General features: G+C 60.4%; 27 protein-coding genes. 11 read left to right on the top strand and 16 right to left on the bottom strand.

Going from position 1 to position 24,926, the window contains the following annotated elements:
* Positions 1-21 precede the first annotated feature (21 nt).
* Positions 22-813, top strand: a complete 792-nt coding sequence (locus QD357_RS06905) for a MipA/OmpV family protein (protein WP_107109682.1) — start codon at positions 22-24, stop codon at positions 811-813.
* Here the strand turns inward: QD357_RS06905 and QD357_RS06900 are convergent.
* The 11 genes from QD357_RS06900 to QD357_RS06850 form a co-directional block, all read right to left on the bottom strand.
* On the bottom strand, positions 754-2,094 hold the full coding sequence (locus tag QD357_RS06900; RefSeq protein WP_107109683.1) for an SAM-dependent methyltransferase: 1,341 nt from the start codon (positions 2,092-2,094) through the stop codon (positions 754-756). The two genes, QD357_RS06905 and QD357_RS06900, sit on opposite strands and share 60 nt — an antisense overlap.
* Entirely contained in the window at positions 2,094-2,519 is a 426-nt protein-coding gene (locus tag QD357_RS06895; protein WP_181316109.1) for a DMT family transporter, read from the bottom strand. The genes QD357_RS06900 and QD357_RS06895 overlap by 1 nt, the downstream gene beginning before the upstream one ends.
* Entirely contained in the window at positions 2,520-3,668 is a 1,149-nt protein-coding gene (locus QD357_RS06890; RefSeq protein ID WP_107109684.1) for a GNAT family N-acetyltransferase, read from the bottom strand.
* Positions 3,649-4,464 (bottom strand): alpha/beta hydrolase, encoded by an 816-nt coding sequence (locus QD357_RS06885; protein ID WP_107109685.1) that lies wholly within the window; start codon positions 4,462-4,464, stop codon positions 3,649-3,651. Before QD357_RS06885 ends, QD357_RS06890 begins: the two co-directional genes overlap by 20 nt.
* Positions 4,454-5,329, bottom strand: coding sequence for a fatty acid desaturase family protein (locus QD357_RS06880; RefSeq protein WP_107109686.1), 876 nt, complete (start codon positions 5,327-5,329; stop codon positions 4,454-4,456). The genes QD357_RS06885 and QD357_RS06880 overlap by 11 nt, the downstream gene beginning before the upstream one ends.
* Entirely contained in the window at positions 5,326-5,679 is a 354-nt protein-coding gene (locus QD357_RS06875; RefSeq protein WP_107109687.1) for an EamA family transporter, read from the bottom strand. The genes QD357_RS06880 and QD357_RS06875 overlap by 4 nt, the downstream gene beginning before the upstream one ends.
* Positions 5,676-6,629 carry an arginase gene (locus QD357_RS06870; protein ID WP_107109688.1) on the bottom strand — a complete coding sequence of 318 codons (954 nt, stop codon included), beginning with the start codon at positions 6,627-6,629 and terminating at the stop codon, positions 5,676-5,678. Before QD357_RS06870 ends, QD357_RS06875 begins: the two co-directional genes overlap by 4 nt.
* 4 nt (positions 6,630-6,633) lie before the next feature.
* Entirely contained in the window at positions 6,634-8,055 is a 1,422-nt protein-coding gene (locus QD357_RS06865; protein WP_028751404.1) for an aspartate aminotransferase family protein, read from the bottom strand.
* A gap of 20 nt (positions 8,056-8,075) precedes the next feature.
* Entirely contained in the window at positions 8,076-8,759 is a 684-nt protein-coding gene (locus QD357_RS06860; RefSeq protein WP_107109689.1) for an MtnX-like HAD-IB family phosphatase, read from the bottom strand.
* Positions 8,760-8,929: 170 nt separating this feature from the next.
* Complete coding sequence (locus QD357_RS06855) at positions 8,930-10,309, bottom strand: sensor histidine kinase (RefSeq protein WP_414124121.1); 1,380 nt, start codon at positions 10,307-10,309, stop codon at positions 8,930-8,932.
* Positions 10,306-10,962 (bottom strand): response regulator transcription factor, encoded by a 657-nt coding sequence (locus QD357_RS06850; protein WP_107109942.1) that lies wholly within the window; start codon positions 10,960-10,962, stop codon positions 10,306-10,308. The genes QD357_RS06855 and QD357_RS06850 overlap by 4 nt, the downstream gene beginning before the upstream one ends.
* Before the next feature lie 239 nt (positions 10,963-11,201).
* On the opposite strand from QD357_RS06850, the gene QD357_RS06845 reads away from it, so the two are divergent.
* On the top strand, positions 11,202-11,486 hold the full coding sequence (locus QD357_RS06845; RefSeq protein ID WP_107109691.1) for a hypothetical protein: 285 nt from the start codon (positions 11,202-11,204) through the stop codon (positions 11,484-11,486).
* 63 nt (positions 11,487-11,549) lie between these two features.
* On the opposite strand, the gene QD357_RS06840 is transcribed toward QD357_RS06845, so the two are convergent.
* Positions 11,550-12,968: a PLP-dependent aminotransferase family protein gene (locus QD357_RS06840; protein ID WP_107109692.1), complete on the bottom strand. Its 1,419-nt coding sequence runs from the start codon at positions 12,966-12,968 to the stop codon at positions 11,550-11,552.
* A gap of 106 nt (positions 12,969-13,074) precedes the next feature.
* On the opposite strand from QD357_RS06840, the gene QD357_RS06835 reads away from it, so the two are divergent.
* The 7 genes from QD357_RS06835 (at position 13,075) to QD357_RS06805 (ending at position 17,599) form a co-directional block, all read left to right on the top strand.
* Entirely contained in the window at positions 13,075-13,938 is an 864-nt protein-coding gene (locus QD357_RS06835) for a DMT family transporter (RefSeq protein ID WP_107109693.1), read from the top strand.
* Positions 13,939-14,020: 82 nt separating this feature from the next.
* Positions 14,021-14,485: a DUF1348 family protein gene (locus QD357_RS06830; RefSeq protein WP_107109694.1), complete on the top strand. Its 465-nt coding sequence runs from the start codon at positions 14,021-14,023 to the stop codon at positions 14,483-14,485.
* A 10-nt stretch (positions 14,486-14,495) separates the two neighbouring features.
* Complete coding sequence (locus tag QD357_RS06825) at positions 14,496-15,059, top strand: TetR/AcrR family transcriptional regulator (protein ID WP_107109695.1); 564 nt, start codon at positions 14,496-14,498, stop codon at positions 15,057-15,059.
* A 56-nt stretch (positions 15,060-15,115) separates the two neighbouring features.
* Complete coding sequence (locus QD357_RS06820; RefSeq protein WP_107109696.1) at positions 15,116-15,370, top strand: type II toxin-antitoxin system HicA family toxin; 255 nt, start codon at positions 15,116-15,118, stop codon at positions 15,368-15,370.
* Complete coding sequence (locus QD357_RS06815) at positions 15,367-15,723, top strand: type II toxin-antitoxin system HicB family antitoxin (protein ID WP_107109697.1); 357 nt, start codon at positions 15,367-15,369, stop codon at positions 15,721-15,723. The genes QD357_RS06820 and QD357_RS06815 overlap by 4 nt, the downstream gene beginning before the upstream one ends.
* 80 nt (positions 15,724-15,803) lie before the next feature.
* Positions 15,804-16,115 (top strand): TetR-like C-terminal domain-containing protein, encoded by a 312-nt coding sequence (locus QD357_RS06810; protein WP_280951180.1) that lies wholly within the window; start codon positions 15,804-15,806, stop codon positions 16,113-16,115.
* 158 nt (positions 16,116-16,273) lie between these two features.
* Positions 16,274-17,599: a glucoamylase family protein gene (locus QD357_RS06805; RefSeq protein WP_107109699.1), complete on the top strand. Its 1,326-nt coding sequence runs from the start codon at positions 16,274-16,276 to the stop codon at positions 17,597-17,599.
* 265 nt (positions 17,600-17,864) lie between these two features.
* On the opposite strand, the gene QD357_RS06800 is transcribed toward QD357_RS06805, so the two are convergent.
* From QD357_RS06800 to QD357_RS06790, 3 genes are all read right to left on the bottom strand, one after another.
* On the bottom strand, positions 17,865-18,854 hold the full coding sequence (locus QD357_RS06800) for an Ldh family oxidoreductase (protein WP_107109700.1): 990 nt from the start codon (positions 18,852-18,854) through the stop codon (positions 17,865-17,867).
* An 89-nt stretch (positions 18,855-18,943) separates the two neighbouring features.
* A complete protein-coding gene (locus QD357_RS06795) occupies positions 18,944-20,479 on the bottom strand; it encodes an aldehyde dehydrogenase family protein (protein ID WP_107109701.1) in 1,536 nt (511 codons plus the stop codon).
* Between the two features lie 104 nt (positions 20,480-20,583).
* On the bottom strand, positions 20,584-21,867 hold the full coding sequence (locus QD357_RS06790; RefSeq protein ID WP_107109702.1) for an NAD(P)/FAD-dependent oxidoreductase: 1,284 nt from the start codon (positions 21,865-21,867) through the stop codon (positions 20,584-20,586).
* A 211-nt stretch (positions 21,868-22,078) separates the two neighbouring features.
* Here QD357_RS06790 and QD357_RS06785 point away from each other — a divergent pair, with 211 nt between their 5' ends.
* A complete protein-coding gene (locus tag QD357_RS06785) occupies positions 22,079-22,315 on the top strand; it encodes an Lrp/AsnC ligand binding domain-containing protein (protein ID WP_107109703.1) in 237 nt (78 codons plus the stop codon).
* A 402-nt stretch (positions 22,316-22,717) separates the two neighbouring features.
* Positions 22,718-23,920: a glycosyltransferase family 4 protein gene (locus QD357_RS06780; RefSeq protein WP_107109704.1), complete on the top strand. Its 1,203-nt coding sequence runs from the start codon at positions 22,718-22,720 to the stop codon at positions 23,918-23,920.
* On the opposite strand, the gene QD357_RS06775 is transcribed toward QD357_RS06780, so the two are convergent.
* Positions 23,887-24,741, bottom strand: a complete 855-nt coding sequence (locus tag QD357_RS06775; protein ID WP_107109705.1) for a glycosyltransferase family 2 protein — start codon at positions 24,739-24,741, stop codon at positions 23,887-23,889. The two genes, QD357_RS06780 and QD357_RS06775, sit on opposite strands and share 34 nt — an antisense overlap.
* Positions 24,742-24,926: the final 185 nt, after the last annotated feature.

Below are 24,926 nucleotides of genomic sequence, written 5' to 3'. Positions count from 1 at the left end.
AGGTTCTCGGCGTTTGCCGGGATGGCTTTGCTGGCGACATCCGCAGCCGGCGCGCTTCCGGCACTGGCGCAGGAAGCGGCGAAGTCTGATTCAACCACCTGGGTCGTGACGCTCGGCGGCACGGTGGAATACGGACCTTCCTACGAAGGATCTAAGCATCTTTCTTTCAGCGGCATGCCATCTTTCGACGTCCATCGCCTTGGTGAAACACAGGACTACAGCGCCCCGGACGACAACATCGACTATAGCCTGTTCGAGGTCGGCGGCATCGAAGTCGGCCCGGTCGTCGGCCTGAGAAGCGGGCGCTCGGCATTCGACGATTCTCATCTGGACGGGCTGCGCAGGGTTCGCTGGAATTTCGATGCAGGCGCGTTCGCGCAATATTGGCCGATGGAAAATCAGTTGCGGGTGCGGGCCGAGACGCGCCAGGCGCTCTGGGGCGGCGATGGTCTCGTTGCCGATCTGTCGCTCGACTGGTTCCAGCCCGTCGGAGACAGTTGGCTTCTCTCCGTAGGCCCGCGCATGTCGCTGGCGAACTCCACCTACATGAGCAACAATTTCGGAATCTCCGAAAGCGAGGCGGCGAAAAACGGTCATATCAACGCCTTTGACGCCGGCGGTGGCCTGAAATCCGTCGGCTTTACGGTCGCGGCGACCTATACGTTCTCGCCCGCCTGGAGCGTGCAGGTCTATAACAAATACAGCCGTTTGGTGGGCGATGCCGCCGACAGCCCGATCACCTCGCAGATCGGTTCACCCAACCAGAACGTTATCGGCTTTACGCTCAACAGAACGTTCGACGTTCGATTTTGAAGCTTGCTCCACTTCGCTGCGGGCGATGTAGTCCCGCGTGACGGGGACAATGTCGTTGCGCTTGCTGATCTGGATCTGGAAGACGACGAGATCTTCGTAGCGGAACGCAGCCTCTGCGGTCGAAAGATAATATTCCCACATCCGACAGAAGCGCTCGTCATAGAGTTTCGTCACCTCGGCCCAACGCGCCATGAAGCGCTCGCGCCAGTTGGCGAGCGTCCAGGCATAGTGCAGGCGCAGCACCTCGACATCGGTGATCGTCAATCCCGCTGCCTCGACTTCCGGTACGATCTCCGAAAGTGCTGGAATATAACCGCCGGGGAAGATGTATTTGTCGAGCCAGGGCGTGGTGAAGCCGGGCGTCGCCGAACAGCCGATGGTGTGCAGCACCATGATGCCATCATCCTCCAGCAACTCGGCGCATTTGCGAAAGAAGGTCCGATAGGATGCCAGGCCGACATGCTCGAACATGCCGACCGAAACGATCCTGTCGAAATGGCCGGTCAGGCTGCGATAGTCCCTGAGCGCGAACTGAACTTCCGCCAGCGATCCGTCCATCGCGCCCGGCACCCGTTTCGAAGCATACTCGTGCTGCTCTTCGGACAGGGTAACGCCGAGGACATAGCCGCCCGGCGCCTGCTCGGCTAGGTGCCGGGCAAGACCGCCCCAGCCACAGCCGATGTCGAGAATGCTGTTGTCCGGCTCGATCGACAGCTTGGCGGCCAGATGCCTTTTCTTCGCCAGTTGCGCCTCTTCCAGCGATTGGTCGGGATGCTCGAAATAGGCGCAGGAATATTGCCGATCCGGATCCAGGAAAAGCTCGTAGAGCCGGCCGTCGAGATCGTAGTGATGCGCGACGTTTGTCTTGGAACGCCCCGGCAGATTGCGGTGACGGAAAATCCGCAGCCTCGTGCGGATATGATCTATGACGCGAGCAATGAGCGGATGCGTGCTATTCTGCGCCTCCCGCAGCATCATCGCGACGAAATCGTAGAGCGAGCCCTGTTCGACGAGGAAACGGCCATCCATGTAGAGCTCGCCGAGCCGCAGGTCGGCATCGACAAGGAAAGCCCACTCAGCGCGGGTATCCGCGAAGCGGACATGGACCGGCTGACCGGCGCCGTCGCCAAACGTCAGGACGCGGCCAGCGGCCGTCGTCACCGTCAGAGATCCCCTTGTCACGATATGCGACAGCGCGCGTTTCAGGCTCCAGTCCGCAAGGCCGGACAAGATGCCGACGCCCTTGTTTTGGCGATGGTCTTCAGCTTGCAATCGGGACATCACTTATCCTTACCCGTGTCGGTACTGAGCGAACCGTGCTTTGAACCCCAGTCATTTTGCTCGGACGGTTCACCCGCGGCGCTTGCGATCAGCCAGACGCCCGTCAGGATCAACCCGCTGCCGATGACCTGCAGGCCCACCACCGGTTCGCCGAAGACGAACCAGCCGGTGGCGATGATCAAGACGTAGCTGATGCCGGAAAGGGGGAAGGCCCGGCTGAGATCAAGCTCGGAAAGCACATTCATCCAGATGAAGAAGCAGAGGATTTCCGCAGCGATCGCCGCCAGGATCCAATGCGACGCCAGCGCCTGCCACAGCCAATCCGCTCCGGCAGCAGCGTCCAATTGCGCGGCCCCGTGCTTGATGAAGAATTGGTACAGCGTGTTCAACACCGGCACAGCCAGCCAGGATAAGCGCATCGACATCTACTCAACCACCTCATCTGTCGAAAACAGCGGAGACACCAGCCGCAATATTTTCTGAAGAACGGGATTGCGATGGCGAAAGAACATCGCATTGGCGGTGAGAGTGCTGCCGAGCCGCACCTTGTTCTCATAATAGGCCTGGCCGCTCTGGTAACGGCCTATGCCGTGTTCCAGGCAATAACGCAGATTGGTGAACCAGCTCAGGAAATAGAGATTGTAGGGTCGGCCCTCTTCGCCATCCATGCAGAAGAATTTATCGATGGCGACGCGCCCGTCATGGACGATCAGGTTGGCGGCAAGGAGCCTGTCCTCGACGAAATAGAAGGCGCAGAAGGAACGACCTTCCATGCGCGAGAGAATTCCCTCGAAATAGCCGGCCGTCAGCTCCTCGAACTGCCATTCGCTGCGATTACGGGTATCGTGGTAGAGCCTCATGACCTCAGGCAGGAAATCGCCGAAATCCGTGCGGATCTCGACCCTGACCTCCCCAAAGGATTTCAACTTGCGGCGCATGTCCTTGCGCGTGCCCGAGGAGAGCCGGGCGAGATATTCGTCGATCGTCTTGAAATCGATATCAAGCCAGGCGGTCGGCAGGCCGCCGATCATGGCGTAACGGCGGGCGGAGAGTGGGCCATCGAGCGCGGGGACAATCGGCTGGGGAATATCCTTCAGGCCCATCAGCGCGCAGTCTTCCGTCGCCGCAAGCTGTTCGAAGAACGACAGCAGCTCCGCAAACAACGCTTCGCGGCGTTCCAGCGCCACATCAGGATGAAAGCCGACCGCGCCCGTTTCCGTGCAGGGCGAGCCGAGACAGGCAAGGCGCAGCGTCAGGAAGCCCGGGAAGCGTTGCCGCACGCGACGTACCATCCTGCGCAGCGCGCCCTCTTCCAGAGTCGTGTCCAGCGCATAGGGGCAGAGGAAAGCCGGCATGGCGGCGCTGACCCGCCCGTCTTCGACGATCGTGATATAGCGCCATTCGAAGCCCTCGATGCCGGCCTCCTCGATGGCCAGCAGGCAATCATAGTCCTCGACCTGATCTTGAAAGCACGCGTTCCAGGCATCGCGGCCGATGGCGCGAATGCTGAAATGCACCTCGGCGACGGGATCGCGGACCGGTGCCGGCGAAAGGCTAGGCAAGGGCTGTGACATGGCTCGTCTCGAAGAAATCTGCGGTGAAGTCGGCTACCTGCCGATGCTGACGGTCGACATGGATCATATGGTAACTATCCTTGATCCATCTGAGTTGGTGCGGACCGCCGATATGGTCGGAAATATAGCGGGCATGCCGGGGATTGCTGAGGTCGTCGTCCTCGGCGTGCAGGATCAGCGTCGGCGTCTTGATCTCCGGCAGTCTGCCCCTGAGGGCCTTGCCCAGCCGATGCATCTCGACGAGCCCCCTGCCGGGGAATTTCTCAAGAACACCCTCACCCCCCATGGCTTCGATCAGCTTGCGCATCCGCTCGTCCTTGATCCCGAGAGATGCGGTCTCGCGAAAATTGAGGCGGTCGAGAAAAGGAATGCGGGATAGCCAGCCGATTTGCGACGACAGCAGCGGATAATAGAAAGGAACGTCCCACCCGTCATAATGAAAGCACGGGGAATAGATGGCCACGGCGCGGATCGTATCGGGGCGGCTTTCGGCCGCCAGCATCGAAAGCTTGCCACCGACGCAGATACCGGCGGCAAAGACCTGCTGCGTTCTCTGCGCGAGCAATTCCGACGCCTGCACGACGCTCTCCAGCCAATCCTCCCATCGCGTGCGCCGCAACGTACCAGCGTCGACGCCATGGCCGGCCAGCAGCGGCGCATAGACGCTATAGCCCTTGCGATGGAGATGGCGGGCGACCAGCTTCATTTCCGCCGGAGCCCCCGTCAGTCCGTGAACAAGCAGCACGCCTTTGTCATTCGAGCCTTCGAGAAAAAAGCTCAGTCCATCAGCCTTCATGATGCGAAAGCTCCGCCTGCCGATTTTCCTTGGCCATGAAGCCAAGCGCGTGGCAGGTGCTGATGACGTGCGTGCCGGCCTTTTCCTGCTCTTCCCTGATCTGCTCGTGCAGCGTGCGCAGTTTCGTCCAATGGGTCCGCGGCCGGTAATGGTGCTCGGCGTGATAGCCGTTGCCGAACCACAGCCAATTGTAGAACGACTTGTGGCTGCTGACGCCCCAGGCGATCGGCTCGTCCGGATCGCCATGCAGATGCTCATAATAGCCGTTGAGCGACGACAGGCAGTTGCCGAAATAATAGAAGGGCACGAAGAACAGCACGGCCTTCCAGTCGTAGATCAGTGCAATCGCAGCAAGGCCAAGGAAGAAGAAGAGCTCGAAACGGCCCCAATTCGCATCGAACGGACGGTTGCGAGCGATGGCCTTATGGATATCGCCGAGGCTGTCACGGAAGAAGCTCAGAAGCGTGTAGGACCACACATTCTCCGGCTCGCCGTTGCGACCGTGGCGATAGATCGACAGCAGATCGATCGTATCGCCCTTTTCATCCGGCCGGTCGCTGTTGCCGGAGTGATGGCGCATATGCACCCAATGATAATAGGTCTGCGAGAAGCCGATCGCGACCGATTCCAGCAGGCTGAACGCATAGTTCATCCAGCGCGGCTTGAAATAGGGCGTGTGGATGAAATTATGGGATATGCTGTTGATATTCCACGAGATCGACACGGCATACAGGCAGCCGAGGACAGCCGAAAGCCACAATGGCCGGCTTTCGAAACCGACGATCAGGTAGATGTCGAAGACGAGATGCGCCGCAGCGGCCAGAACCGGCACGACGTCCCATCTCGAGTGCGCGAAGATTTTCATAGTCCGGTTACTCCCACACAAGCCACGCCGGCGGTCACGAGGAACACACCCGTCGCGTGGCGGAGGTTGATATTTTCTTTGAAGACCAAGGCTCCGGCGAAGACGATGACGACATAGCTCAGCGCCATCAGCGGAAAGGCGATGGATAGGGGGACGTGCTCAAGCACCGCGGTCCAGGCCAACAGCTCCACCGCCCAAAAGAAGATGCCGAGCCATGTCACGGGCTTGGCCAACGCCGAAAGCAAGGTGTTTTGGCTTGCGGACTGCTTGAAGCAGACCTCGCGCGCCGTTTCCGCCAGCACGCAGAAAAGGATCAGGCCAAGCATGGGAAGGGTCAGGCTGCCGCTCATGCCATGTACTCCGCCAAGACCTCCAGCAGCGCGTGGTTGGCGGCACTGTTGATGTTTCTGATCGCGTCGGCCTTCGGCCGGATATGCGGCTGATCGATAAAAATCTCGGCCCTTTTCAAAAGCCTGGTTTGCAAGCTGCCGGCATAGTTCGGGGCGGAGTAGTCGCCGATGACGTCTGCGCCGATAATGCGATGGCGGTTGCCGATTTCGCTGATCAGCGCCAGGAGATAGGGCAACCGCATGCGCCCCTGGTCCCAGTTCGTCACGGCGTCGTCCGCGGCCAGCACGTCCTTGTCGATCGTCAGATAGACGGCTTCGGTACGAATCCGGCTCAGCATCCGGTCGATGAAATTTTCCTCGCCGATCTCGGAGATGGATTTCCAGTGCAAGGCGCCCTTTTCCTGCCGATAGCTGGCGCCGCTGCCGTAATCGGCCAAGACCCGGCTCGGCGGATGTTCATAGGGATAAAGTTCGAGCTTGCCTTCGCCGAGCCAGTGCAGGTTGGCACCCTTGCGCTCCGGGCTGCGAAGGTCGTGGCTGCAAACACCGATGGTAATGACCTTCTGGATATTGCGGTTGGCAAGCGCACTGTTGACCCAGGATCCGCAATGCATGCCACCATTGAAGGTCACCCAGTCCGGGTGGTTGTCAAAATGAATGAGCGTCGCCGACACGGATTGCCGCTCCAGCGCCCCGTCAAGAAGCAGCGCCGTTATGTGATGAAAGTCGCCCGAGCCCATGAAGCAGAGCTGCGGATCCTTGCCGACTGCCGGCGTGTTCCGCACGATATTGCGGCTGAGTTCGGAAAGCGCCGTCTGCTTGCTCCAGAGACGGACCGCCTTGCCGCTTGCTTTATCGACATATTGGCACGCGCCCGCAAACTTGCAGGCGCGCACGAAATCTGGTTGCAACTCCAACGCATCATCGAGATGAAGAAGAAGGAGTTGCACCGACTTACCTCCGGGCCGCGCGCGTGAGAAGCTGATCGAGCAGTGCAATCGCCAGATCGATCTCCTCGCGGGTGATGAGCAGGTTCGGCGCAAAGGTGATGACGTTCTTGTGGTAGCCGCCGACGTCGAGCACGAGGCCGTACATCTTGGAACCGACCTGAATGTCGCCCTTCATGCCCTCGTCGCAGAGCCAGTCCATCGTCGCCTTGTCCGGCGTGTAGCTGTCGTCCTTGCAGATCTCCATCCGCAAGGCCAAGCCGAGACCGTCGACTTCGCCGACAATGGCATGGCGCTTCTGCAACTGTTTCAGCCCATCGAGGAAATAGGCGCCCTTGGCCATGATGGCCGCGCCGAAATCCTCCTCTTCCAACATCTTCATGGTTTCGAGAGCCACGGCGGTCCCCATCGGGTTGCTGGCGAAGGTGGAATGTGTCGAACCGGGCGGGAAGATCTCTGGATTGATCATCTCTTCCCTTGCCCAGACGCCTGAAAGCGGGTTGAGCCCGTTGGTGATCGCCTTGCCGAAGACGAGAGCATCGGGCGAAACGCCGAAATGCTCGATCGACCAGAGCTTGCCGGTGCGGTAGACGCCCATCTGAATTTCGTCGACGACGAGCAGGATGCCGTGATCGTCCAGCACCTTCTTCAGTTCGACGAAGAAGTTCATGGGCGGAATGACGTAGCCGCCTGTGCCCTGGATCGGCTCGATGTAGAAGGCGGCATATTCGGACTTGCCGGCCTTCGGGTCCCAGACGCCGTTGTATTCGCTCTCGAACAAGCGGGCGAACTTCTGGACGCAGTGATGCCCGTATTCTTCCTTCGACATGCCCTTCGGGCCGCGGAAATGATAGGGGAATTCAACAAACTGCGCGCGGTCGCCGAAATGGCCGTAGCGGCGGCGGTAGCGGTAGCTGGAGGTGATCGCCGAAGCGCCGAGGGTACGGCCGTGATAACCGCCTTCGAAGGCGAACATCAGGCTCTTGCCGCCGGTGTAGTTGCGCACCAGCTTCAGCGAATCCTCGACGGCCTGCGAGCCACCGACGTTGAAATGGACGCGGCCCTTGTGGCCGAATTTGCTCTCGGCATCCTGGGCGATCATCGCCGCAAGCTCCACCTTTTCACGGTGCAGATATTGCGAAGCGACCTGCGGCAGCCGGTCGAGCTGACGGTGTGCGGCGGCGTTCAGGCGTTCGTTGCGGTAGCCGAAATTGACGGCGGAATACCACATCTGCAGATCGAGGAACGGCGTCCCGGCCTTGTCGTAGACATAAGAGCCTTCGCACTCCTCGAAGAATTTCGGCTTTGCTGTGTAGTGGACCGTATCGCCATGGGAGCAATAGGTCTCTTCAAGGACACGCAACTCCGCCTCAGATTTGACGTGCGACTCCATCTCGCCACTGAAGGCTTCGACTACATTGGTTTTCATTAAATGCCTCTTGATCTAGTTCATGCGATCTTGGATTGCAGCAGCGCGCGGGGTCCCCGGGCGACGCTCGGAAGAATGGCTTTCATCTTTGGAAGCAGGTCGACGAAGCTTTCGAAGCCGACATAGGGAATGCCCTGGTCCTCGCAATAATCGGCGAGCTTGGCTTTTGCGAAGACAAGGTCGACCTTATCGGAAACACAGAAATCGCTTCGCCCATCGCCGATGTAGATCTGCAGTTCGGTGCCTTTGACAACCCGGCATTTGCAGACGCCTGAACCGGACATGCATCCGGCTGCCGTAAGCGACGGAGAAAGAGAATACAATTCTCGGCCATGAGCGAAGCGATAGGTGAGGACGTTGGCGATTATCCGCAGGTCGTCGATGCCGTGACGCGCCAGGATGTGGCGAATGAAATAGTCGACACCGTCGCTGACGATCGTCACCGGCAAATCACTGCGGTTGCAGTATGAGAGAAAGTCCTCAAAGCCGGGGTCGATGGACACCTCGTCCAGGAGAGCATTGAGATCTTTCCGGCTTGCCTGCACGAGGGCAATCTGCCGGCGCATGCACTCGGCCGACCCGATCAGCCCGCGTTTCCACTGCTGTTCTATATCTTCCCATTCGGAGCCGGCGAAACGGGATAACACCATATCCGTCGCGTCTTCGATGGATATGGTTCCATCAAAATCGCAAAACACCTGCATGAAAATATCCCTTCGCCTTATCCTGAAGTTGCGTTTAACAACGACGGATGAGCCAGGCATGAGGGCAGGATGATGCGAAAATGAAAAATGGAGCGGCTCAAGATTCCGTGAAAAGCTGAACCCGTCCAGCTATGAGAATCGCATATTCAAGGGAAGGTGCAGAGGGCGCTTTATGGGTTTTTGGGCAGCCGCAGGTCGACCCGCAGGCCCGTGCCCCAACGCGGCGTCGATAGCTGGATGGATGCAGCAAGTCGGTCAGCCGTATCGGCGACGATCGCAAGACCGAGGCCAGACCCTTCGGTGTGGAGCGTATTAAGCCGGTAGAATCGCTGGAAGACCGCCGCCCGCTCATCGGGTGGAATGCCGGGTCCGCTATCGCTGATCGATATCCGCCAGAGTGCGCTTTCGGAGGAGATCACCACTTCGATCTTGCCGCCGACGGGCGTATATTTGATGGCATTGTCCAAAAGGTTGCCGATCATCATGCGCAGCAGCGATTCATCTGTTTTGACCTGCGCCGTCTCGTCGCCATCAAGCAAGACATCGAGCTGCCGGCTGGTGATGATATTGCCGAATTCCGCCAGAACCGACGCCACAATATGATAGAGCGTGACGGACGTCGGATTGAGGGGATGGTGGCTTACCCTGGCAAGCCGCAGCAATTGCTCAATCAGATGTATGGCGCGATTGTTGCTGGCCACGAGATCGGCGATGATCGTCTGCCTCTCCTGCTCGCTGTCGCTGTTGCCCAGCATCTGCAGCAACAGCTTCACGCTGGCCTGCGGAGTGCGCAATTGATGTGCCGCAAGGTCAGAGAAGCGCCGCTCGAGTGTCAATGAATGACCGAGTTTTTCGAGAAGCTGGTTGATTGAGCGGCCGAGCGGCAACAGGTCGCGCGGCAGATCTTTGACAGGGATGGCGGAGAGATCGTCGGGCGACCGGGTGCGGATCTGGCGTACCAGCCCATGGATCGTGCGCAAGCCGCTGTTGATGCCGAGCCAGATGAGAAAGCCGATGACCGGCACGAGAACAAGCAGCGGAAAGAAGAGATTGAGCAGGATGTTGGAGACAAGCGTTTCCCGCAGGGCAATCTTTTCGCCGATCTCCATGACGATGGTCGTGTTCGGTATCGGCAGCGAATAGACGCGCCACTCCTCTCCACGGTAGGTAATGGTGGTGAAGCCGACCTTCTGCTGCGGCACGTCGGACATGAAGGCCGTGCTGCTGTAAAAGCGGATGCGGCCATCCACCCAGGCGCGAAACATGTGAGCGTCGGCATAATCGTCAGCGTCCTCGTTGAAGGCTAGCTGATTGTCCATGTTGAAGTCGATATCGTCGATCTTCTTCGGAGAGCGGTCGGGCGATCGTTCCAGAGGGCGGCGCAGCAAGCTCCAGATAACGTTCGCATCGTCGATGAGCTGGGCATCGTAGATATTGTTGATCTCGCGCGTCGCACTGTTGAACGCGAAAGCGCCGATCACCACGATCGTCACCACCACGACCGGCGCGATCCTGAAGAAGAGTTTGCGGGTTAGTGTGGAGGTGCTCATCGCTCGATCATGTAGCCGACGCCGCGGATCGATTTGATGAAATCGGTGCCGAGTTTCTTGCGCAGATTATAGATCGTCACCTCGATGGCGTTGCTTTCGACGGTGTTCTCGGCATCGTAGAGCGCATATTCGATATCATTCTTGGTCACGTATCGGCCGCTGCGCTCCATCAGCAGCTTCAGCAGATGGAATTCCTTGGCGGTGGTATGGACCTGCGCATTGCCCTTGCGGGCGACCATCGCCGATGGGTCGACCTCGACATCGCCGCATCGAATGAGGCTTTCGGTCCGCCCGTCGCGGCGGCGGATCAGCGCGCGCAGGCGGGCAAGCAGCTCGTCAAGATCGAACGGCTTGACCAGGTAATCGTCGGCGCCCTCATCAAGCCCTTCGACTTTCTGCCGTACCGCATCCAGCGCTGTCAGCAGCAGAACCGGCACCGCATTGCCCCGCTGCCGAATGCCTCTCAGCACCTCCATGCCATTGAGCTGCGGCAGGTTGATATCGAGAATGACCGCCGCAAAATGCGAATGCTGTGCGGCTTCGAGACCGGACTCGCCATCGCGCATCCAATCGACGCCGTAGGCATGCTTCTCCAAAGCCTTCTTGAGGGATGATCCAAGAATATTGTCGTCTTCAACAAGCAGAACACGCACGGTCGATCTCGTCTGGTCAACGGGGATTATGAAGCCGATGTGAACCGCAATTGAAGCGGCCTTGTGGCAGAGGTATAATGTGATGCTTGAGTTCAGCAAGACCTGCAAGAGCCTATCCGAGCTGCTTCCTAGTGTCCGATTGTCTTTCCCATCTCTTCCCCGGCGTCAGGCCATACCCAGAGACGCTTGCTTTTTATGTCCTGTCCGTAGATCGCGGACGGAGCTGAGGATGCCGGGATATGAAAACGCTCGCTCTTGTCATTCCGTCGCTCATCTCCGTCACCTTCGCCCTTGCCTTCACCGTCTTGGGCGCCAACGCCGCAACCACGGGAAACAACAATTCCGCCCCATGCGCGAAAATGGTGGACAGCATCAATGAGGGCTTGAAGACATCGACGGTTAGCCCCGCCGACAGAAAGCGGGCACGCGAACTGGTGGCCGAAGGTCTCAAGCGCTGCAAGGCCGACGACTATTCCGGCGCCGACAGCTATTTTCTCGAAGCTTTGAAGATGCTGCACAAGTAACACATCCGGCAGTCTCGCCGGCCGGATCGTCATCGCCCGGGACCTGAGCAGCTACGCCGCCGATCATCCAGACCCCAATCTCCGCATCGACGCCGCCAGCACGTCGAAAATGCGGGCATCCGTCGATTGCGCGACATTGAAGCGGAGGAAATTGCTTGCCGTATCCCTCTGGCTGAAGGCGTTGCCGGGCGCCAGGATGATGCCTTCGGCAAGGCAGGCGCGGGCGATGCCAGTGGCATTCAGGCCCTCCGGCAGCCGGCACCAAAGGAACATGCCGGCCTGCGGCTTCAGCCAAGGCGTGATGCCGATTGCCTCCAATCGGGAGATGGTTTCGCTCATGGCCTTGGCAAGCCGGACCCGCAGCGCCTCGATATGCTTGCGATAGCCTCCGTCCTTCAGGGCCGCAAACAGCAGCTCAGCCCCCAATTGGCCGCCGCTGAAGTTGGTGGCGATCTTCAGATCGACAAGGCTGTCGATCCAATCCTGCCGGGCCGCGATGAAGCCGCACCGGACCGAGGCCGACAGCGTCTTTGAAAAACTGCCGATATGGATCACCCGATCGAGCCCGTCATAGGCGGCAAGCCGTGGCGCTGGCATGTGCTCGAAATCGGCGAAAATATCGTCTTCGATAATGATCAGGTTGGAAGCGTCCGCCAGCTTCAACAGGCGATGCGCCGTCACCGGCGACAATGCGGCACCGGTCGGGTTGTGAACGGCAGAATTGGTGATGTAGAGGCGCGGCTTATATCTTTCGAGCGCCTGAGCGAACAGCTCGATATCCGGCCCCGTCGGCGTGAAGGGCACGCCGACGATATTGGTCCTATGCGCCCGCAAGAGGGCGTGGAAATTGAAATAGCAGGGATCGTCGACCAGCACGGTATCGCCGGGTTCGAGCAGGAACCGGCAGAGAAGATCGATGGCCTGTGTGCCGGATTCCATGAGCATGACCTGATCGGGCGACGCGGTGATACCGTGCTCACCCATGCGCCGAGCCAGAAGCTGCCGCAAAGGCGGCAGACCGAGCGGCGTCCCATAGTTGGTGAGAATGCCGCTGCCGCCGTTTCGCGCCAGGCTTCGCATCGCGCGACGCAACGCCTCCTCCGGCATCCAGGAGGGCGGAAGCCAGCCGCAGCCGGGCTTCAGAACACCGTCGTCCACCTCGAGCGATTGCCGCGAAATCCAGAGCGGATCGACATCGCGTTCGAGCCGGGGAGCGATCTCCGACAGAGAAAGCGGCGCAAGCGGCCCGCAGACGTAGAAACCCGAACCGGGCCGCGAGCGGATGACGCCCTCGGCCGCCAGCCGTTCATAGGCTTCGACCACGGTGGAAACAGACACCTGCATCGTCTTGGCGAAGCTGCGCACCGAAGGAAGCCGCGCACCCGGCGCCAGGCTGCGCGCGGCGATACGATCCGCAATCGCCGCCATCACACCCTGGATACGCGTGCCGCTGGCCGCTTTCATGACGATGACATCGTTCATCCGTACTGCACCTCATACCATAACAGTTTGCGGAAATTGTACTGCACCGTCTCTGGAATGACCAGCCGACTTCGTCGATACCGGCTAGCAAACTTGGAGCATCGCAATGGACAAGACGACAAGCGGCTGGATCTACGGAATGACGGGCGTGCTGATTTTCAGCGGCTCATTGCCGGCAACACGGGTGGCGGTCATGGATTTCGATCCCGTCTTCCTGACGGTCGCCCGCGCCGCAATCGCCGGCATTCTGGCGCTGTGCCTGCTGCTTGCCTTTCGGGAGAAACGGCCCGTTCGCAGCGATATCATCCCCCTTGCCGTCGTGGCATTGGGCTGCGTCGTCGGCTTTCCGCTGCTGACGGCGCTGGCGCTCAAGCATGTCACTTCGGCGCATTCGATCGTCTTCATCGGATTGCTGCCGCTGGCCACGGCCATATTCGGCGTATTGCGCGGCGGCGAACGGCCGCGGCCGGCCTTCTGGCTATTTTCCGCCATCGGCAGCGCCATCGTCTGCGGCTATGCGCTCGCCCAGGGTATCTCCGCCTCGCCGGTCGGCGATCTGCTGATGCTGGCGGCAATCCTCGTCTGCGGGCTCGGCTATGCCGAGGGTGCGGTGCTGTCACGCCGGCTGGGAGGTTGGCAGGTTATTTCCTGGGCATTGGTCCTGTCGCTGCCGGTCATGATCGCGCTTTGCCTGTTCACCATGCCGCAGGCGATCGGTGGCATCGGCGAGCCAGCCTGGATCGGCCTGATCTATGTCTCGCTCTTCAGCATGCTGATCGGCTTCGTCTTCTGGTATCGCGGACTGGCACAGGGCGGCATTGCTGCCGTCGGGCAATTGCAGTTGCTGCAGCCCTTCTTCGGCTTGGCGCTCGCCGCCACGCTGCTGAAGGAAAGCGTCAGTTGGTCAATGCTTGCGGTGACCCTTGGCGTTGTCTGCTGCGTCGTCGGTGCAAAGAAATTCGCGCGATAGCCTCTTGAAGGCGCTGAACTCACTCTTGCTCTTATAAACCGATCGGTCTAGTGTGGCTACATCGGTCTAAAAGGAGCAAGCCATGGCCACCCCACTCGTGCCGCCGTTCACCCGCGAAACCGCGATCGCCAAGGTCCGCCTAGCTGAAGACGGTTGGAACAGCCGCGATCCTGAACGTGTCTCGAAGGTCTATACCGAAGACAGCCAGTGGCGGAACCGCGCCGAATTTCCGCGCGGCCGCAAGGAAATCATCGAATTCCTCACCCGCAAATGGGCCAGGGAGTTGGATTACCGGCTGATCAAGGAGCTATGGGCCTTCGACGGCAATCGCATCGCCGTGCGTTTCGCTTATGAATGGCACGACGACAGCGGTCACTGGTTTCGCTCCTATGGCAACGAGAATTGGGAATTCGACGCTGACGGCCTGATGCAGCGCCGTTTCGCCTCGATCAACGACATGCCGATCAAGGAAGAAGATCGGAAATTCCATTGGCCGCTCGGTCGCCGCCCGGACGATCATCCGGGACTGTCCGATCTCGGGCTCTAAGACGAAGGCGATGACACGCACCATCTTCGAAAAATCGGATGCCATAACCCTCGTCGCCGAAGTCTTTCGCGAACTCGGCTACGAGGGCGCATCGATGAGCAACATCACGGCGCGCACCAGATTGTCGAAAGGCAGCCTCTATCATTTCTTCCCCGGCGGAAAGGAGGAGATGGCGGCGGAGATCATGGCCAACATCGACGCCTGGTTCGTCAACGAGATGTTCAAGCCGCTCGAAGAGGACGACCCGCGCGCCGCCATCGCCCGCATGTGGGAGACGACAGACACGTATTTCCGCTCCGGCCGCCGCATCTGCCTCATCGGCGCCTTCGCACTCGACGAAACACGCGACCGTTTCGCAGGCGCGATCCAGGCCTATTTCTACCGTTGGATCGAAGCGCTTGCCGGCGCTTTGATGAGAGCATGCGTCACGACGGCGGAAGCAAATGCGCTCGCCGAAGAAGCGGTTGTCGGCATCCAAGGCGCGCTGACACTCGCGAGAGCGCTCGGGGACGATGGGATTTTCGGGCGGACGCTTCAAAGGCTGAGGGAGCGGGTGGAGGCTAGGTTGACCTGAGCTATGCACTCAACCTACCGCTTGCATATTCTGCTAGCATCCTCTATATTGCTAGCATAAATAGCAAGCAGATCAGAACTTTTGCCGCGGTTTTCAGAAACCCGATATCTGGCACGATTGATTGGGCCGATATCGAAAGTCTTCTCATCGCAACAGGCGCAAATGTCATCGAAGGAAGTGGCTCGCGCGTGAAGTTCGAAAAAGATGGCGCGGTTGCGAGCTTTCATCGCCCCCATCCGGACAAGGAAGCCAAGCGATATCAAGTTCGTGATGCCAGAGAATTTCTGATCCAAATCGGAGTAAGGCCGTGAACACCATGAGTTACAAGGGCTATCACGCCCGCATCGAATATGACGATGAAGATGAAATCTTTTTCGGCAAGATCGCCGGCATTTCCGACGTTATCGGCTTTCATGCCGAAAGCGTCACCGAACTTAAGAGAGCCTTTCACGAGGCAGTCGATGATTATGTCGCTACGTGTCATCAGATTGGTAAGGAGCCGCAAAAGCCCTATTCCGGCAAGATGATGTTCAGAGTTGACCCGGAAGTTCATCGTCGTGCCGCCATGGCTGCCGAGCTTTCCGGCAAGAGCCTGAATCAGTGGGCGGAAGAAACCCTTGAAAAAGCCGCCGAGCAGGCAGGTCAGACTCGACGGGCCGGATAAGTTTCCAGAACCAAACTCGGCTTCCCGCTAAGCCAAACAACAGGATGTCTCATGCTCGGTAAGACGAAAAGCGCGCGAGCATTTACTGTCCCGCCAATTGCCGCCGCACGCGCTGCGGATACCACCCCGTAAATCTTACCGCACCGGCAAGCGCCGCCCTCGCGGCGCGCCAGGCGCTTATGGCCGCCGTCCAGGCCCGCACATCAGACACATCGGCATCGCCGCTGAAGATGGCGGCACAGGCGACGGCCCTCTGGTCACTGGTGCATGGCTTCGCTATGCTCCGGCTAGAGGGACGTCTGAACGGCATGATCAGATCGCTTCCCGGCGACGAAACGGCCGATGGTTTGCTGGACGCAGTGCTCGCGGCTATTCGTCTTGTCGATGATTGAGCTTTCTGGAGGCGGCCGCCTGCCGGTATATCCGGCGGACGTTTCCATCTTAAACAATCGTCCACAAAAGCGTGGCAGCATCAATCATCTTTGATTTGCAACTGTCCGAGCTCTTGTGCTCAGCAGAAACGGGGGGCGCCGAGGAGATGGATCAGACAATGCTGCAACAGACCAACGAAGCCGACGATGTGCTGATCGATCGCTTGCAACGTTCAGCCTTCGACTATTTCATGCTCTACACCAATCCGGAAAACGGGCTGGTGGCGGATACGTCGATCAAGACGAGCCACTGCAGCATCGCCGCCGTTGGTTTTGCACTGTCGAGCTACCCCGTCGCCGTCGAACGCGGCTGGATCAGCCGCGCGGAAGCGGCAGAGCGCGTGCTGACCACACTCAATTTCTTTGCCGAAAGCCAACAGGGCGAAGAACGCGGCGCCACCGGTTATCGCGGCTTCTACTATCACTTCCTCTATATGGCGACCGGCAACCGCGCCTGGAACAGCGAACTCTCGACCATCGATACCGGCCTTTTCCTGATTGGCGTCTTGACGGCGGCTGCCTATTTCAACGGCCCCGACCAGGACGAAGTGGACATCCGTAAGCAGGCGCAGTTTCTCTACGAGCGCTGCGATTGGCATTGGGCCCTGAACAAGGGCCAAACGATCAGCATGGGCTGGAAGCCGAGCAGCGGTTTCCTGCGCTGGCGCTATCAGGGCTATGACGAGGCGATCTTCCTTTATGTGCTGGCGCTCGCTTCGACCACCCATTCCGTGCCGTCCTCGAGCTACGACGCCTTCGCCTCGACCTATACCTGGATGATGTTCAAGGACACGCCCTATCTCTATGCCGGGCCGCTGTTCATCCATCTCTTCTCGCACGCCTGGATCGATTTTCGCGGCATTGCCGACCGGCATGTGGCCGACAAGGATACGGATTATTTCCGCAACACCCAGACGGCCATCGCCGTTCAACGCGATTACACCGACCGCAACCCCGGCCACTTCATCGGCTATGCTAAGGACATCTGGGGGCTCTCGGCCTGCGACGGCCCGAACCCGACGGGCACCAAGCACAGCCGGCGTTACAGCCCGAAGGTTCTCGGCTATGCCGCCCGCGGTGCGCCGCTCGGTCCCGACGACGGTACGATTGCGCCCTGGGGGCCGCTATCCTGTCTGCCGTTCGACCGCAAAGCCGCGCTCGATGGCACCAGGGCTATCCTTGCCACCTATCCGAACCTGTTGCTGGACGGCCGCTTTCCCGGTGGCTTCAACCCGAGCGTCAGGGGTCCCGGCCCGGAAGGCTGGGTCGACGACCGTTCGGTTGCCATCGATCAGGGCCTGCTCGTCATGATGATCGAAAACGAACGCACCGGGCTGATCTGGAACCTGATGCGGCAATCGCCGATCCTGCGCCGCGGCCTGGAACGCGCCGGCTTTACCGGCGGCTGGCTGGACGAAAAGCAGGCAGCGCCGGCGATCGCCTGAGCTTTGGATCGCGGGTGAACGTCAGGCATCTCTATCAATGTCGCAGCCATGTGCCTGGCCCCTCACCCTAGCCCTCTCCCCGCAAGCGGGGCGAGGGGACGATCGAGTCAAGCAAATACCCTCTCACGCGTACAAGCCTCATGCATGTAGCGCCTTGTTTGCGCGATAGCTCCCTCGCCCCGCTTGCGGGGAGAGGGCTGGGGTGAGGGGCCGTGCACAAGAGCGCGGCAAAAAATACATTCACCCGACCATCACCGTCGGCGGTTCAAAGCCTCTCTATCGCGGCAATCACTGCGTCCTCGACGTCGATGCCCTCACTTAGCGCAAGACGCCGCGCCGTCTGCCCGCGCCGACCCGGCAGGCGGACATTGGGATCTTGGGTGATCTCGCTTGCCAGCAATGCCAGCCGCTGCGCCGTGTCGACGGCGCTCGTGGCTGCCGGATTGATCGCGATGATCATATGGCCGAGTGCCGGAGGCGCCCCTTGATCATCGAAGAGCGAAGAGGACTCGAAGGCATAATTGGCACCGGTCAGGCCAGCCGCCAGTATCTCGACCATGAGGGCGAGGGCTGCTCCTTTCGAATCGCCAGCGGGAATCATCGTGCCGGCCAAGGCTTCTTCGGCATTGGTGGTCGGCTTGCCGCTGTGGTCGAAGGCCCAATCCGGCGGGATCGGCACCCCTTTCTGCCGGGCGGCCATGACCTTGCCGCGCGCCACTTTCGAAAGCGCTAGATCGATCACGATCGGCTCGTCATCGGGAAGCGGCGCGGCAAAGGCGATCGGGTTGGTGCCGAAGACAGGTCTTTTGCCGCCCCAGGGCGCCATGGAAGCCGGGGCATTGGCAACCATCAGGGCCACCAACCCCTGATCGGCAAAACGCTCCACGGTGAGGCCCATGACGCCGGCATGATGCGAACGGCTGATGGCCGCGAGCGCAATCCCCTGCTCGCGGGCAATGACCGAAAGCTCGGCAACGGCAAGGTCGAGCGCCGGATAAGCATAGCCGTTGCCGGCATCGATGCGCAGCACAGCAGGATAGGGCCGAACGAGCTGCGGCTTGGCGAAGCCGTCGGTCTTGCCGATCTTTGCCTGTGCGGCATAGGCGGGCACGCGGCGCAGACCGTGCCCACTCTGCCCGGCCGCCTCCGCCGCCACGAGGGCAACGGCCACCGAACGGGCGTTTTCGGGACTGACCCGATTTCGCCGCAGCGCCTCAGCAACCAGCGTTTCGGCCTCGGCGAGCGACAGATACATGGGGAGGAACCTTGGAACGATTAAGGAGGGCGAAAGCGATCCTACGCCCACGCCCTCCTCATCGCAACGCGACGATTGCCATGCTCGCCTTACTCGACGTCGAACTTGACGCCCTGTGCCAGTGGCAATGTCCTGCCATAGTTGATGGTGTTGGTCGCCCGGCGCATATAGGCCTTCCAAGCGTCGGAGCCGGATTCACGGCCGCCGCCGGTCTCCTTCTCGCCGCCGAAGGCACCGCCGATTTCAGCGCCGGAAGGGCCGAGATTGACATTGGCGATGCCGCAGTCCGAACCGCGCGCCGAAACGAAGGCTTCCGCCTCGCGCATGTCATTGGTGAAGATCGACGACGACAGGCCCTGCGGCACGGCGTTGTGCAGCGCCAGGACCTCGTCGAAATCGCTGTACTTCATCACATAGAGGATCGGCGCGAAGGTTTCATGCTCGACCGGACCGGCCTGCTGAGGCATCTCGACCAGGGCCGGACGAACGTAGAAGGCATCGGCGGTACCGTTTTCGACGCGTTCGCCGCCGGTCACCTTGCCGCCGGACGACTGCGCCTCTCCAAGCGCCGCCTGCATCTTGTCGAAGGCCTGCTTGTCGATCAGCGGGCCAACGAGCGTGCCCGTTTCCAGCGGATTGCCGATGGTGACCGAGCCGTAAGCCTTCTGCAGCCGCGGCACGAGCTGATCGTAGACGCTTTCATGCACGAAGAGGCGGCGCAGCGTCGTGCAACGCTGGCCGGCGGTGCCCATGGCGGAAAAGGCGACGCCGCGCAGCGTCAGGTCGAGGTCGGCCGTCGGGCAGACGATCGCGGCATTGTTGCCGCCGAGTTCGAGGATGGCGCGGGCGAAGCGGTTGGCAAGACGCGGGCCGACAGCGCGGCCCATGGCTGTCGAGCCGGTTGCCGAAACCAGCGGAATCTTCGGGTGATCCACCAGCACTTCGCCGACGTCGCGGCCACCGATGATCAGGGTCGAGAGATTAGCCGGCGCCTCGCCGCCCTCGGCGACATAGCGTTTCAGCGCCTTTTCGAACAAGGCCTGCACGGCAAGCGCCGTCAGCGGCGTCTTTTCCGATGGCTTCCAGACGGTGGAATTGCCACAGACAATGGCGAGCGCTGCGTTCCACGACCAGACGGCAACGGGGAAGTTGAAGGCGGAAATGATGCCGACCGGCCCCAGCGGATGCCAGCTTTCCATCATCCGATGTTCCGAGCGCTCGGTGGCAATGGTCAGGCCGTAGAGCTGGCGCGACAGGCCGACGGCGAAATCGCAGATATCGATCATCTCCTGCACTTCGCCTAAACCTTCGGAGGTGATCTTGCCGACTTCGATGGAAACGAGGCGGCCAAGCGCGGCTTTGCCGGCACGCAACTCTTCGCCAAGCAGGCGGATCAGCTCTCCACGTTTCGGCGCCGGCACGGCGCGCCAGGAGAGAAATGCCTCATGCGCCTTGTCGATTGCGGCTTTCGCTTCGGCAGCCGAATGCTCCCTGAGCCGGCCGATTTCAGCGCCGGTCACGGGTGAGGTGACGGCAAGTGTTCCGCCCGTATAACGATCGGCGGCAACGCTGAGTTCGGTCAGGATTGCCTTTGTCTCGGCGGCGAGATCGAGTGTGGCGGTCATGTCGTCTTCCTCTTCTTGTTTTGATGGTCCAGTTCCCGTCCCCAGGACGTCACTCGCACGCGGACCGGAGCGACCCTTGTGCGTTCAAACGAACTCACGGCGCTTCAGCCCCTCGCGCCAACAAAATGCGCGGCCTGGGCGCCGGCTTCGTACCACATTTCCTTCAACGCCCGAAAGCTGGGCTCTTTGGGATCGGTCGGCGGCAACGGCAGGTCGGCTTCGGAAACGCGGCCGAGAACATGGTCGGACAATATTTTGCCGAACACCGTGCCGGGCGCGATACCACGCCCATTATAGCCGGAAAAGCCGACGACATTCGGCGCAAATCGGTGGAAGCGCGGCAGGGCGTTGTCGGTCATGCCGATCTTGCCGTACCACTCGCTTTCAAAGGCGATGTCTCCGAGTTGCGGAAACAGCTTCTTCAGCGAACGTCGCACCCAGTTCTTGTGGATGGCGAGCCCGGTATTGCGCAATGCCCCGACGCTGCCGAAGACAAGGCGGCCGGCCTGATCCATGCGGAAGGACGACAGGATCTCCTTCGTATCCCACGCCCCCTCGCGTCCCGGCAGGACCGATTTGCGCAGGTTGTCGCCAAGCGGCACGGTGGCGAAATTGAAATAGGGAAGATGCACCTGCTCACTGCGCACCTGTTCCCAGGGGCCGGTGCTATAGGCATCCGTCGCGACGATGATCCAATCCGCACTGACAGTGCCGCCGGCAGTCCCGACGATCCATCGCCCACCGTTCTTCTCGGTCGCCGTCACGCGACTGCCGGTGTGGATGACAACACCGGCCTTGGCCGCCGCATGCGCCAGACCGCGGACATAGGCCAGCGGCTGCAATGTGCCGGCCCGCATATCGAGCAACGCCCCCGCATAGGCAGAACTCCCCACCCGCCGCGCCGTCTCGCCAGCATCGAGGACGGTGACCGGGGCACCGCGCTTGCTCCATTGACGGGCACGCTCCTCGATCTCCTTCAGCCCCTCGGATCCAACGGCGCAATGCAAAGTGCCGTTGCGCTCCAGCTCGCAGGCGATGCCGTGTTTCTCGATCAGCGCCATCACCAGCTTTGGCGCATCGCCCAGAAGCTCCAGCAGCCTTTCGCCATAGACCGGGCCGAGCACGCCGGGCAGGTCTTCGGGCATGACCCACATGCCGGCATTGATCAGGCCGACATTGCGCCCTGCACCGCCAAAGCCGATTTCATTGGCCTCCAGCAGCACGACCTTGGTTCCAGCTTCCGCCAGATGTAGTGCCGAGGAGAGCCCCGTATAGCCGCCGCCGACCACCACCACATCGGCCGAAACATCGCCGGCAAGCGGCTCTGTCGCAGGCGGCGGCGGAGCAGTTTTCTCCCAGAGTCCGTGAGAGCGAGGGTCATTCAGCATCGAGTCGATCCAATTGCCTAAAAGAATCCGGCCAATCTAGCGCCACCTCCCGACTTGCGGAAGCAGGAACAACGACATCCGGTGGATAGAGAAAAACTTGCATGGCCACGCCGCTTTCGACCATTATAGAGCAAAGCGGCGGCCGCCATCGCGGCCGGGACAGAGTCAAGACAGCCGCCATCGCGGTCGCGGACAGAACCAGGACAATCTCATGAAGCCCATTTTCGTTCAGCTCCAATGCGCCCCCGGCAAGACCTACGAGGTCGCCGATGCGATCTACCAGACGGAGCTGGTCTCGGAACTCTATTCCACCAGCGGCGACTACGACCTGCTGCTGAAGGTCTACATCAAGGACGAGCTGGATATCGGCAAGTTCATCAACGACAACATCGCCAATATCCCCGGCATCGTCCGCTCGCTGACCACATTGACGTTCCGGGCGTTTTGAGAGGTCCGATTGAGTGACGGGTTATGCCTCTCTTTCCGAGATGGCCCCTCACCCCAACCCTCTCCCCGCAAGCGGGGCGAGGGGGCATACAGAGTTCTGTGTCCAGGAGCACGGTCACGCCGCGAACACCGAAGCAGTCCCCTCTCCCCGCCTGCGGGGAGAGGGCTAGGGTGAGGGGCCCGGAGCCGCCGGGCACAAAACAACACCCGCCTGACAAGCCCAACCTTCCCTAACGGAACGCTCCGATATTAACCCTCTTGCTTGAAACGCCGCGGCCTCTCGTCCGCAATTAAGCTCTTTTTAACCGGCAAGATGATGTGCTTTGCGCGCTGATCAAGAGACGGCGCCTTCGTGCGCCTGATCGCCGCGGCTTTGCGCGGCTTAGGGATCGAGGGCGGGTCAATGACATCGGCTATTTCGGATATTCAGGCACAGAATGCCGCGGGACCGCTGATCGTGCATGTCGTGCGCCAGTTTTTGCCCAACAAGGGCGGGCTGGAAGACGTGGTTGCCAATCTCTGCCGGCAGTTGATCGGCCGCGGCTATCGTGTCCGGGTCGTCACCTGCAACAGCCTGTTCTCCGATCCCACCCGCGAACTGGCGCCGGCCGAAACGATCGACGATATCGAGATCGTCCGCATCCCCTGGTCCGGCTCCAGCCGTTATCCCTTGGCGCCGCAGGTGTTCAAGCATATCGCCGATGCCGACCTCATCCACGTCCATGCCGTCGATTTCTTCTTCGACGCACTTGCTTGGGGCAAGCTGTTCCATGGCCGTCCGATGGTTGCCACCACCCATGGCGGTTTCTTCCACACGCCGAAATATGTCGCCATCAAGAAGCTCTGGTTCAACACCGCAACCCGGCTTTCCGCCCTCGCCTACGCTGAGCTCATCTGCTGCAGCCTGTCGGACGAACGGCTGTTTTCCAGCATCGCCGGCCGCCGCACCCGCCTGATCGAAAACGGCGCCGATGTCGGCAAATTCGCCAATTGCGCCGCGCTCGAAGCCCGCCGCCGCATCGTCACCATCGGTCGTTTCTCCGTCAACAAGCGGCTCGACCGCATGCTTGATGTCATGAAGGTGCTTGCTGCCCGCAATCCGGATTGGCATCTCGACATTATCGGCGCCGTCTCCGATCTCGATCAGCCGACGCTGGAAAAGGAAATTGCCGTCCGCGACCTTGGCCGCCATGTGTCGCTACATATATCGATCGACAATTGCGCCATCCGCAACATCATCGCCCGCGCCTCGATTTTCGCCTCGGCCTCCGAATATGAGGGCTTCGGCCTTGTGGCGATCGAGGCGATGAGTGCCGGCCTGCTGCCGGTGCTGCACACGAACGACGCCTACAAGGCGCTCGCCGAGACCCATCCGATGCTAATGCTGTCCGATTTTTCCAATCCGGAAACTGCTGCCGACGCCCTAGCCGCCGCTTTCGCACGCTTAGGGGCCGAAGGCCTCGGCCTCAGGGAAGAACTCATTCATGACGCCCGCGCCTATGCATGGGATGAGGTCGCGCAGCGCTATATCGATGCTTATGCCGAAGCCATGACGCCGCGCGGCGAACGGCATCAGCCCCTGCCCCACCGCGGCCAGGTCGCATAACCTTCCAGAATGCCCATCAGCCAGGCCCGCTTGTAACGGGCCGTATCGGCCCTGCATCGTACCAGCGCCGCCAGCCAGCCGGCGACGGGCCGGCACAGGCGATAGCCGACATAGGCGAGCGGAAAGCGCTGCTTGCGCATCAGCGCGCCGAAGCCGCGGCCATACTTGCGCGCCCGCTCGATCTGACGCGGACCGTATTCACTGGTGACCTGATCGTGATGAACGATCAATTCGGGAAAGAACATCAGCCGCTTGCCGGCAGCAAGCGCCCGCAACAGAAAATCCGCCTCCTCGCCGCTTTGGAACGGCGAGTCCGAACCGACCCCGAGATTCTCGTCGAAGCCGCCGATATCAGGCAGTGCTGCACGGCGCACAAAGATGCTGTTGGAATTGCCGCACTTCAGGTAGTTCCAGCGCGTCACCGCAAGCGAGATTTCGCCCGTCGGGCTGACGGAGGCCAAGCCGCCGGCATCGAGCGTGCGGCCGGTGACGATGGCAAGCTCGGGATGCTCGGCGAACAGCCGCTCCGCCATCTCCAGCGTATCCGGCTCATACCAGCAGTCATCGTCGGGAAAGCAGACATAGTCGCCATTCGCTGCCGCCATCCCATTGTTGCGTGCCCGCGAAAGGCCTTTGGGCGAACGGATATGGCGGATCGCGAAAGAGGGCGAAAAGCTTCCGATCAACTCCAACAGCCGATCGTCCGGATTTTGATCGACGAGGATCACCTCGAAATCCCTCTGGCGCTGATTCATCAGCGACAGAAACAGCCTTTCCAACTGGTCGAAACGGTCGATCGTGCAGACGACGAGGCTGAACAAGGAGGACCCTCCGAACAAACGGCAAGCCAGCCAATATGGGGATATCGCATATTAGCTGAAGTAAAAATGAAAGTTACATTAGGAATAGACGGTAAATATTAAGGCATATGAAATACAGCAGACGCTATTCCATGAAGAGCCGGACATTTGCGGCCACTTTCTGCGACCTGGGAAAACGGTAATCT

The sequence above is a fragment of the Rhizobium sp. BR 317 genome (genome assembly GCF_047445835.1).
GTDB classification, from domain to species: Bacteria; Pseudomonadota; Alphaproteobacteria; order Rhizobiales; family Rhizobiaceae; genus Rhizobium; species Rhizobium paranaense.
The sequence above is the reverse complement of the archived record's forward strand: the minus strand, read 5'-3'. Positions and strand labels throughout refer to the sequence as shown.